This is a genomic window from Catenulispora rubra (assembly GCF_015356825.1).
Classification (GTDB): Bacteria; Actinomycetota; Actinomycetes; order Streptomycetales; family Catenulisporaceae; genus Catenulispora; species Catenulispora rubra.
Map to the genome: position 1 here is coordinate 1 of NZ_JAACYW010000367.1, position 10,713 is coordinate 10,713.

Sequence of the window (10,713 nt, forward strand, 5' to 3'; positions counted from 1 at the left end):
GCGGGGTGGGTTGAAGTAGGGCGGGAGCCGACCACGCAGTCCGCTGAGCACACTTACCCGATTGCCAGCCCGAGGTGGCCTGTCAGTCCCCCGTGCGAAACTTGCACCGTGATGGTCACCTTCGACGCCGAGCTGTGGCTCTGGGAGGCGCGGGCGGACAGCTGGACGTTCGTCACCGTGCCGGCGGACCTCAGCGAGGACATCCGCGAGCTGGCCGCCGCGCCTCGGCGGGGTTTCGGGTCCGTGCGGGTGCGGGCGGTCATCGGCGGCAGCGCGTGGCGGACGTCGATCTTCCCCGACGGTGCGCGCGGCTGCTACGTCATGCCGGTCAAGGCGAAGGTGCGGAAGGCCGAGGGGCTCGACGTCGGCGGCACCGCCTCGGTGAGCATCGAGCTCGTGGACTTCTGAGGCCGCTCCCCCGCCCGACTGCGCCGCCTCACTCTGCGGGGATCGAGCGCGGCAGGCCGAACCAGGGCAGCGTGCCCTTCTCGAAGCGGGTCATGGCACTGATGCCGTCGGCGCGGGCTTCGATCACGAACAGGCCCACGCCGTGCAGGACGTCGTCGGTGCCGCGCACGTAGGCGCCGAAGGCCGGCTGGCCGTTGGCCCGGGCGGGCACGAGGCGGTGGCGGCGACCCGAGGCGAAGATGGTCGCGATGAAGGCCATGGTGGCCTCGCGTCCCTGGTACTCGAAGGGCATCGGGGGCATCGAGGTGAAGACGTCGTCGGTGAGCAGGGCGATGAGGGCTTCGATGTCGGCGGCTTCGTAGGCGGTGGCGAACCTGGCGGCCAGGGAGCTTTCCTCGGTCGAGCCGGGGGCCAGCGCCGGGCGGCGGCGTTCCAGATTCGCGCGGGCCCGCTTCAGCGCGCTGGAGACCGACTCGGCCGTCGTGTCCAGCATCTCCGCGACCTCGGCGGCGTGGTAGCCGAGCACGTCGCGCAGCAGGAGCACCGCCACCTGGCGCGGCGGCAGCACCTGGAGCGCCGTGACGAAGGCCAGGGAAATGGTCTCGTTCTGCTCGTAGCGCGCCTCGGGCCCCGGCGGGGAGGCGTCGAGCACGCCTTCGAGCAGCGCGTCGGGGAACGGCTCCAGCCAGAACACCTCGCCGAGCCGGGTCGGTGTCGGCGGCTCCACGCCCGGGACGTCCCATTCCTTCGCCCGGCGGCGGCTGGCTGAGCGGCGCGCGTTGAGGCAACGGTTGGTGGCGATGCGGTAGAGCCAGGTGCGCACCGAGGAACGTCCCTCGAAGCCGGCCAGCGCCTGCCACGCGCTGAGCAGGCTCTCCTGGAGCGCGTCCTCGGCGTCCTGGAACGAGCCCAGCATGCGGTAGCAGTGCACGAGCAGCTCCCGGCGGTACGGGGCGACCAGTTCGTCGAACGCCGCGCCGTCGCCGGACCTGGCCCGCGCCAGCAACACCGGCAGATCCGCTGTCATCGCACTCATCTCGTCGCCTCCATGCTCACATATCCGGTCTCCATCCTCCGGTCAGACACCTCCCGCGACCCGGATTGGGCGGTCCCGCGGCGCCCAATTCAGCGCACGCCGCGGTGTCTCCATCGCCGACAGAAACACCACGACACCACCACGGAAGCCAAGGAGTACGGCCATGGGCAAGATCATCATCAGCACCAACAGCTCGTTCGACGGCGTCGTCCAGGACCCGGACGGCAAGGACGGCTTCGCCTTCGGCGGCTGGTTCGACCAGGTCATCGGCGACGACCGCCCGGAGTGGGCCCAGTACTTCGTCAAGGAGGCCCTGGGCGCCTCGGCGTTGCTGATGGGGCGCACGAGCGACGAGTGGTTCGCCTCGCGCTGGCTCGGCCGCACCGGCGAGTGGGCCAACAAGCTGAACGGGATGCCGAAGTACATCGTCTCCAGCACCCTGGAGCACACCGCCTGGTCCAACGGCACGGTCATCAGCGGCGACTTGGCCACAGAGGTCGCCAAGCTCAAGCACGAGATCGACGGCGAGATCCTGGTCTACGGCAGCTTCCAGCTCGGCCACGCCCTGATCGAGCAGGACCTCGTCGACGAGATCCGCCTGATGATCCTGCCAGTCCTGGTCGGCGACGGCACGCGCCTGTTCGGCACAACCGCCGGCATCAGGCCCCTGCGACTCACCCACACCGCCACCATCGGCGACGGCATCACGTCCCTCGCCTACGAGGTGCTGCACAAGGGCTAGCACCAGGAAAAGACTGAAGGCGCCCGAGACCAAGTCGGCTGCGGAAACCGGCCGAAGCCGGTCCAATGCTCTGCCAAATTGAGCTACCACCCCCGGTGAAGGAGGTGCGCCGGATTTGAACCGGCAACCCTTGGATCCAGAAGTAACCGCTGCCTGCGCACCGGGCGCCGAAACCAACAGTAGCCTGACACGCGGCGCGGGGGCGAGTGATTTCGCGACCGCGCCGCGGCACCGCCGGGGTGGCGGGCTCGTGGCTACATCGAGTGGTGACGGGCCAGGCTGACCGGCGATGTGGTGAGGGGGTCCGAAGGACCATGCGGGGTGTTGGTTCTGGGTCCCTCGCCGCGTCAGCGGGCGCAGCCAACCTGCCCGGTTTGGCGGTGTCAAGCCGGACGGAGACCGACCACAGCAGCAGCGATGCGGCTTGATACCGCCAAACCGGGCTGGTTCCGTTTACGGCGATGACGCGGCGAGGGACCCAGAACCCGGCGACCACAAGCAGCACCGCCGCCGAACAACGCGGCGTAGGCAGCAGCGGATAGAAAGCCGAACAGTCGCGGACCGCCGCCAAACAGCCCGACGCGCGGGTCGCCCCTCGTCGAGGAGGCCCGCCAGAGGCCTCAAGGCACCCACCAAACGCGGCCGCCACCCGCCCGCACGACGTGCGCGCAGTGACTCGGACTCATGCGCGGTCGTGCACGCGAAAACGGCGAGCCGCCAGCGCAGTGCCGCAGTGGCTCGGACCGGCGCGCGGTCTTGCACACGAATACCGGCGGCCGCCAGCGCAACCTGCAGGGCACAGCCGAACTGCGTCCCCCAGCGAGGTCATCCAACCATGCGCGAAGCCGTAAAAATCGCCTGTAAACCCACAAACCAACCGCACACCCGACACCCACCGACCCCAAGCAGCACCCCACCCGACACCACCCCACAAACCACTACCGCAAATCCCGACTGGACACGACTTCGAGCTTTGATTCCCTACATCCCGGGAAGGGGCTTTGAAACCCCTTACACCAGATTCGAGAGGATCAGCCATGGCGAAGACGCGCCCGTTCACCGTCGCCACCGCCGCCAGAGCCACCACCGCCACCGCCACCATCGCGGCGCTGGCCTGCACGGCCCTCACGCTGACGGGATGCAGCTCCAGCGGCGGAGGCGGCGGCAAGCCGACGAGTGGCCCCATCAAGATCTGGTACTCCAACAACGCCCAGGAAGTCGCCTGGGGCAAGGCGACCGTCGCCTCGTGGGACAAAGCGCACCCCGACCAGCAGGTCACCGGCGAAGAGATCCCCGCCGGCACCAGCTCCGAAGAGGTCATCACCGCAGCCATCGCCGCCGGCAACGCGCCGTGCCTGGTGTTCAACGGCTCGCCGTCGGCGATCTCGGGGTGGGTGAAGCAGGGTGGCCTGGTGCCGTTGAACGACTTCGCCGACGGCGTCTCCTACATCGAGGGTCGCAGCGGGACTGCTGTCGCGGCCGAATACAAGAGCCCTGATGGCAAGTACTACCAGCTGCCGTGGAAGAGCAACCCGGTCATGATCTTCTACAACAAGGACATGTTCAAGGCCGCCGGCCTGGACCCGGACCATCCGGCCCTCGCCACCTACGCCGACTTCGAGGCCGCCGCGAAGCAGCTCGTCGGCTCCGGCTCCGGCTCCGGGGTCGCGCAGTACGCCATCGCGCCCGCACCGACCAACGAGTTCTACCAGAACTGGTTCGACTACTACCCGCTCTACATCGCCGAGAGCGGCGGGCAGCCGCTGGTCGCGAGCGGCAAGGCCACCTTCGACGACGCCGCCGGGCAGGCCGTGGCCGCCTTCTGGGCCGGCGTCTACGCCAAGAACCAGGCCCCGAAGGAGAAGTACAACGGCGACGCGTTCGCGGACAAGAAGTCGGCGATGGCGATCGTCGGGCCGTGGGCCATCGCGAGCTACCAGGGCAAGGTGAACTGGGGCGCGGTGCCGGTGCCGACGTCGGCGGGCATGCCGGCCGACCAGATCCACACCTTCGCCGACTCCAAGACCGTGTCGGTGTTCACCGCGTGCAAGAACCGGCAGACCGCCTGGGACTTCCTGAAGTTCGCCACCGACCAGGACAACGACGGCGCGCTGCTGAGCACCACCGGCCAGATGCCGCTGCGCACCGACCTGCCGAGCGTCTACGCGTCCTACTTCACCGCGCATCCGGAGTACACGCTCTTCGCGCAGCAGGCCGGCCGGACCGTCGAGGTGCCGAACGTGGCCAACGGCGTCACCATGTGGCAGGACTTCCGCAACGGCTACCTGAAGTCCGTGGTCTTCGGCCAGCAGTCGACCAGCCAGTGGCTGCACGACGCGGCCGGCACCGTCGTGTCCGACATCGCCAAGTAGGCCGCGCCGATGTCCCGCGCGAAGCAAGGCGGACCGACGTCCCGCGCAAAGCGACGCGGACCAACGTCCCGCGCGAAGCGAGGCGGGCCGAGGTCGAAGACCCTCATCGGGCTGTGGCTGGCCGCACCCTACGGGGTGTACCTGGTGATCGTCTACGCGGTGCCGATCATCCAGGGCATCCGCATCTCAGTACTCGACTACGTATACGCGGCGCCGGGCGCCTCCGTGCCACAGCCGTTCGTAGGCCTGAAGAACTACCGCGAAGCGCTGTCAGACCCCCTGCTGCGCCGCTCGTTCCTGAACATCGGCGAGTTCCTGGTGATCAACGTCCCGCTGACCGTGATCCTGGGCATGACGCTCGCCGCCGTGCTGGCGAAGCTGACGCGGATGAAGGCGTTCTTCCGCTCGGCGTTCTTCGTGCCCTACGTCACCGCGAGCATCGCCGTCATCGGGGTCTGGTACTTCCTGTTCAGCCAGAGCGGCCTGATCAACCACGTGCTGGGATCCGCGGCGCCGAACCCGTCGTGGCTGGTCAACTCGCACCTGGCGATGGTCGTGATCGCGTTGGAGGTGACGTGGAAACAGCTCGGCTTCTACGTCCTGCTCTACCTGGCCGGAGTGTTGTTGATCCCTGATTCGCTCTACGAGGCGGCCAGCATCGACGGCGCCGGGGTCGTGCGGCAGTTCCGAGCGATCACCGTGCCCGCGCTGCGCAACATCACCATCCTCGTGACCACGCTGGCACTGATCGTCGGCGCCAACCTGTTCACCGAGCCCTATCTGCTCACCGGTGGCGGCGGCCCGAACGGCGCGACCATGTCCCCGGCGCTGCTGATCTACCAAGACGGCGTCGAGCAGGGCAAGCCGGGCGTCGGGGCGGCCATCGGCATCCTGCTGACACTGTTCGTGCTGCTGGTGGCCGGACTCGGCGCCGGCGCGCGCCGGCTGGCCCAATCCCGGGAAGGAGTATGAGGACCGTGCAGACGGCAAGTAGCGCGCGACGGCGCCACGGATCGACAGGCAGGGCCCTGCGACGCCTCGCCACCTACGGCTTCGTCACCCTCGGAGCACTGGCCAGCATCTTCCCGCTCTACTACATGGTGGTCGGCTCGTTGCAGCTACACGCCGACAGCGCATTCAGTGGTCTGATACCGAAGGCCGGGAACCTCGGCCTGCAGAACTACCGGGACGTCAACCGCGCGATCTCACTCCTGCCCTCGCTGGCAAACTCGGCGATCTTCACGCTCGGCACCGTAGTACTGACCATCGTCATCGGACTGCCCGCCGGCTACGCGCTGGCGCGCCTGCGCTTCCCGGGCAAGCCGGCGGTGGCCGGGATGCTGATCCTGGTGCTGGTCCTACCGTTCCAGGTCATGATGATCCCGCTGTACATCCTCGTGGTGCGGGACTACGGCCTGGCGGACAACTACCTGGGCATGATCCTGCCGTTCGCGGTCAACGCCACGGCGGTGCTGATCTTCCGCCAGTTCTTCGTCTCCCTACCGGACGAGCTGTTCGACGCCGCGCACATCGACGGCGCCGGCGAGGTGCGCACGCTGCTACTCGTCGCGGCGCCACTGACGAAGCCGGCGATCCTCACCGCATCGGTGATCACCTTCATCGGCCCGTGGAACGAGTTCCTGTGGCCGTTCCTCATCACGAAGAAGCACGCGATGCAGCCCCTGGCGGTGTCGCTCGGCGAGTACGTGTCAACGAACGCGGCCACCGCGACCAATCCCTACGGCGTGATCCTGGCCGGGGCGTGCGTGCTCGCGGTGCCGGTGATCGTGCTGTTCCTGGTGGCACAGCGGCACTTCACCTCGGCGGCTTTGGGGAGCGGAGTGAAGGAGTAGAGAAGGAAATAGGGAAGGGAGTAGAGACCTGGACCTCAGTCCGGACCAGCCGAATCAGTCCCCTGAAGCAGGTGCGCCAGCGCCGTCCGAGACGAAACGTTCAACTTCCGATAGATCCGCGCCAGGTGGGTCTCTACCGTGCGATGGCTCAGGTACAGCTCGTCGGCGATCGCGCGGCTGCGACGGCCGGTAGCGACCAGGGCGGCGATTTCGCGCTCGCGTTCCGTCAGCAGGGCCCGGACGTCCTCCGATTGCAGGGGTCCCGTCGACGAGGCCGGACTCGGCATGCCCGCGACCGCGACGCCGGCGGCAGCCGCTGTGGCGGTTGCCGTCGCCGTGGCGCCGGTGGTGCTGGCGACCTCGGCCACCTCGGCGGCGCCGGTCACAGTGGCCGAAGTGGCCGCCGCCGGCGCCGCAGGGCGTGCCCCGCCGCCGGAGAGCAGCCGCGTCCGGATGTCGGCCGCCTCCTCCTCGATGCGCAGCGCGCCGTGGATGCGGGCGACCTCTTCGGCGGAGTCGAGCCAGGTGCCGGCGATCGTCGAGCCGAGGGCGAGGGCCGCAGAGGCGCTGCCTGCGAGCAGGGTCCAGGCGTGCTGGACCGGGCGGTTGGCGCGGCGGAAGCCGAGGGCGGCCTGTTCGAACAGCTTCGCCGCGGTGTCGTGGTCGCCTTCGGCCGCGTGGAGTGCGGCCTGGGCCCGGACTACGTACGAGCGCTGTACCGACAGCCCTGAGGCCTCCGCTGCCTGCTGGGCGTCGCGTGCGGCCTGGCGGGCCAGTTCCGGGCGGCCGGAGCGCAGCGCAGCTGAGGACAGCATCGCCAGCAGCATCGGGCGGTAGGCCGGTTGCAGCTTGCGCAGTTCGGGGCCGCCGCCGCCTTCCAGCAGCGCGTCCACGCAGCCCACGGCGTCGCCGTTGACCATCCGGACCAGGGCCAGCTGCATCGCGGCCGAGCCGGACCACCAGCCGTTGCCGGGGCGGGCGATGCGGACGGCGTGCTCGGCGGCGGCCGTCACCGCCGCGGCCTCGGCGCGGGGGCGGGTCCAGACCATCGCGCCGACGCGCAGCGCCTCGCTCATGCTGACCCCGTCGCCGGCGCCGGTGGTGCGCGCCACGCGGCCGGCTTCCTCGGCGAGCTCCTCGGAGCGCTGGAGGTTGCCGGTCTGCTGGTCGATGAAGGCCAGCCCGAGCAGGACGTTGAGCTTCATCTGCTGCGGGCCGCCCTTGCGGGCGATGGTCAGGCAGCGGCGCAGGTGCCGGGAGGCGGCGGTGTAGCCCTCCATGAACATCTCGCCGCAGCCGAGCATGGCCAGCAGTTCGGGGTTGCGGGCGGCGGTGGCGTCGGGCAGTCCGTCGACCAGCCGCGCGCTCTCGACCAGGGCCGGGATCGCGTCGGCGGTCTCGCCGAGGAAGGCGTCGCCGAAGGCGGCCAGGACGCGGACCGCCGCGGCGGCGCGGGCCTCGGGGGCCGACGGTATATCGATCAAATACGTGTCAACATCGTGTGAAGCATCGAACGGTCTGGGTGCCGTGGGGGCGCCGAGAGCGCTCGCGGCGAAACCCGAGCCGTCAGCCGGGAGCCCGGCTGCAGCGGCGTCGGAAGCGGCCTTCACGGCAGCGGCGACCTCGTGCACGACCGGCCGCGCCAACGCGAACGTCCCCCGGTACAGGTGCAGCACCCCGTACTCGAACGCGAGCTCGGCGGCGCCTGCGGTCAGCGGCCGGGGCAGCGCCTCGATCGCCGCGCTGGCCACCGCGGACGCCTCGTCATACCGTCCGAGCTGCCGCTCGGCGGCGACCCGCATCGCGTACGCGCGCTGGCGCAGCGGCCCGGTGAGCCAGGTGTCGTCGCGCAGCACGTCGTGCGCCAGCGCCCGGGCCTCCTCGAACCGCCCGGCGGCGGACAGCGCCCGGCAGCACTCGAGCATCAGGGCGTCGCGCTCGGCGCTGGGCCGCTCCCCCACCGGGGTCTGCAACGCCAGGCGCAGCCAGCGCACGGCGGTCTCCGGCGCGTCCGGCAGGATCTCGCTCGCGCCGCGGGCCAGCAGTGGGGCTGCTGCCGTGGCGTCGGTGCCGACCAGGTGCTCGGCGTGCCGTGCGAGATCGACGGCGGAGGCACCGCGGGACTTGAGCAGGTCAAGCGCGCGATGGTGCGCGGCCAGCAGAGTCGGCAGCGGGGCGCGTTCGTGCGCGACGTGGCCGAGCAGCGGATGCCGGAAGGCGAAGCGCGCGCCGGGGGCGATGTGCCGGACCACGTCGGCGCGGACCAGGTCGTCCAGCGCGTCCAGGATGCCGGCGAGGCCGACCCCAGGGTTCAAGACGGTACAGATGGCCGCGACGTCCTCGGGCCGGAACGGACCGCCGAGCACGGCGGCCGCGCTGACCACCGCGGTCTCCTCCGGCGTCAGCGCGTCGAGCTCGGCAGCCATCGAAGCGCCCTCGCGCAGCAGCGCGCCGGTGTCCTCGCCGGGGCTGTCCGGCCACAGCTCCGGACGCCAGCCGGCGGCGGTGAGCACCCGCAGGTTGCGCGGGTTGCCGTCGGCCGCGGCGCGGATCTGCTCCAGGTAGGCGGGGTCGATCTCCTTGCCGCCGGACCAGGCCGAGAGCAGCTGGTTGACGGCGCCGAGGTCGAGGGCGTCCAGCTCGACCCGGACCACGGTGCCGGTGCGGGTGCCGTCGTCGAGCGCCTCCAGCAGCACCGAGCCGGTGCGGCGCGGGCAGTGGCCGATGGCCATCAGCAGCGGGCCGGGCACCGGGGTGCGGATCAGCCGGGCCAGCAGCCGGGTGGAGGCCTCGTCGGCGAGGTGGACGTCGTCGAAGACCACGGCGCCGCCGACGCCGACCGGGTCCGAGGCCCAGTCGGACAGGCCGGCGCGGATGCGGCGGAACGCCTCGTCGTCGTCGGAGTCGGCGTCGGACGTCTCCGGGGCCGGGACGTCGGCCCAGGCGTCCCGGAACAGCTGGCGCGGGATGGTGTTCCCGCGCAGCGCGGTGGACCGGGCGACGCGGGCGCCGTGCCCGGAGGCGAGCTGGGCCAGCCGGCCGAGCAGCCGGGTCTTGCCCATCCCCGGGTCCCCGGCGATCTCCAGCACCGCGCCCCGACCGGAGGCCAAGGCCGTGACGGCTTCGGCCATCCGCTCGGCTTGGGCTTCCCGCCCGACCAGAGCCTGCCAGGCTTGTGGCGAACCGATGGCAAGCACGCGCACCTCCCCCAAGGTTGTCGACCCCTGACGCTCCGAGGGAACAACAGAGAAGTTTTTACTTCACACAGGTATGGGTGTGACTGTACCCAGCCCCGGTGACCGAGACCTTTCATTCTGTTTATTTGTCGCTTACGACGCCAGTCGGTTGCCCGTTGCAGGTCGGCCATACAGGTAGGGCAGCGCGGCGGGGTGGGTACGGCGACTCAGCGGGGTAGGTAGCTCCGCTGTGTAAGAGGTAGTAGCGGGTTACGTAGTTTTACCGACGACGCGTCGACTAAGGGTGATGACACTGGGTGCTGCGTCGGCGTCGGCGTGGTTCTCACAGCGGGTCGACGCCGGCGACGACCCCCCGCCACCTGTGGTCCGGTCCACCCGCCGGCCGCTACCGCCCCCGAGCACCATGAGAGGCGAGCCATGGAAGCCACCCGCGTCCGCCCCGAGCAGGAGTCTTCCCGTATCCCCGTCAGCGTCGTGGAGGACCACCCCCTCTACCGCGACGCCCTCACCCGGCTCTTCGAGGAGGCCGGCGACATGGACGTCGACGTCGTCGCCGGAAGCGTGGGGAAGTTCGTCGCCTGTCGGCCCCGCCGTGACGGGATCGTCGTGCTGGACCTGACGCTGCCGGGGGTCAAGGGCTCCGCGGCTGTGTTGCAGATCAACGGCATGGGCAACCGCGTGCTGGTGGTCTCCGGCGAGGCCGCGAAGTCCGACGTGCTCGGCGCGATCTCGGCCGGCGCCCGCGGGTTCCTGTCGAAGGAGTCCGAGGGGACCGAGATCCTGCGCGCGGTGCGCGAGATAGCGGCCGGCAACAGCTACGTCTCGCCGACCCTGGCCTCGATCGTGCTGACCACCGAGCAGAACCGGCAGGCCGGTCCGCGACTGGAGCTGTCCGGGCAGGAGAAGCAGGTGCTGCGGCTGGTGGCCGCCGGCGAGCGGGACCGGGACATCGCGATGGCGATGGGGATCAGCGTGCGGACCGTGCGCTCCTACCTGGACCGGATCCGCGACAAGATCGGCGCGCGCCGCCGGGCCGACATGACGCGGGCCGCGATCGAGCTCGGCGTGCTGGCCGAGTCGGCGGCGTGCTGAGGCTGGCGCAGGC

At 70.3% G+C, this 10,713-nt stretch carries 8 protein-coding genes; 6 read left to right on the forward strand and 2 right to left on the reverse strand.

Translation table 11 applies throughout. The features are described from left to right. Window positions 1-111 precede the first annotated feature (111 nt). Window positions 112-408, forward strand: a complete 297-nt coding sequence (locus GWK61_RS48895; RefSeq protein ID WP_228564214.1) for a DUF1905 domain-containing protein — start codon at window positions 112-114, stop codon at window positions 406-408. 28 nt (window positions 409-436) lie between these two features. Here GWK61_RS48895 and GWK61_RS48900 read toward each other — a convergent pair whose 3' ends face one another. Beyond that, window positions 437-1,435: a sigma-70 family RNA polymerase sigma factor gene (locus tag GWK61_RS48900; RefSeq protein ID WP_194920444.1), complete on the reverse strand. Its 999-nt coding sequence runs from the start codon at window positions 1,433-1,435 to the stop codon at window positions 437-439. A gap of 172 nt (window positions 1,436-1,607) precedes the next feature. Here GWK61_RS48900 and GWK61_RS48905 point away from each other — a divergent pair, with 172 nt between their 5' ends. The 4 genes from GWK61_RS48905 (at window position 1,608) to GWK61_RS48920 (ending at window position 6,411) form a co-directional block, all read left to right on the forward strand. Beyond that, a complete protein-coding gene (locus GWK61_RS48905) occupies window positions 1,608-2,186 on the forward strand; it encodes a dihydrofolate reductase family protein (RefSeq protein WP_194920431.1) in 579 nt (192 codons plus the stop codon). A gap of 1,037 nt (window positions 2,187-3,223) precedes the next feature. Next, the gene (locus tag GWK61_RS48910; protein ID WP_194920433.1) at window positions 3,224-4,558 is read left to right on the forward strand and encodes an extracellular solute-binding protein; all 1,335 of its coding nucleotides are present in this window, start codon (window positions 3,224-3,226) and stop codon (window positions 4,556-4,558) included. Window positions 4,559-4,567: 9 nt separating this feature from the next. Beyond that, window positions 4,568-5,530 (forward strand): carbohydrate ABC transporter permease, encoded by a 963-nt coding sequence (locus GWK61_RS48915; RefSeq protein ID WP_194920435.1) that lies wholly within the window; start codon window positions 4,568-4,570, stop codon window positions 5,528-5,530. 5 nt (window positions 5,531-5,535) lie between these two features. Next, entirely contained in the window at window positions 5,536-6,411 is an 876-nt protein-coding gene (locus GWK61_RS48920; RefSeq protein WP_323748108.1) for a carbohydrate ABC transporter permease, read from the forward strand. Window positions 6,412-6,446: 35 nt separating this feature from the next. On the opposite strand, the gene GWK61_RS48925 is transcribed toward GWK61_RS48920, so the two are convergent. Next, entirely contained in the window at window positions 6,447-9,608 is a 3,162-nt protein-coding gene (locus GWK61_RS48925; RefSeq protein ID WP_194920439.1) for a helix-turn-helix transcriptional regulator, read from the reverse strand. A 417-nt stretch (window positions 9,609-10,025) separates the two neighbouring features. Between GWK61_RS48925 and GWK61_RS48930 the strand changes: the two genes are divergently transcribed. Next, the gene (locus GWK61_RS48930; RefSeq protein ID WP_194920442.1) at window positions 10,026-10,700 is read left to right on the forward strand and encodes a response regulator; all 675 of its coding nucleotides are present in this window, start codon (window positions 10,026-10,028) and stop codon (window positions 10,698-10,700) included. The last annotated feature ends 13 nt before the right edge of the window (window positions 10,701-10,713 follow it).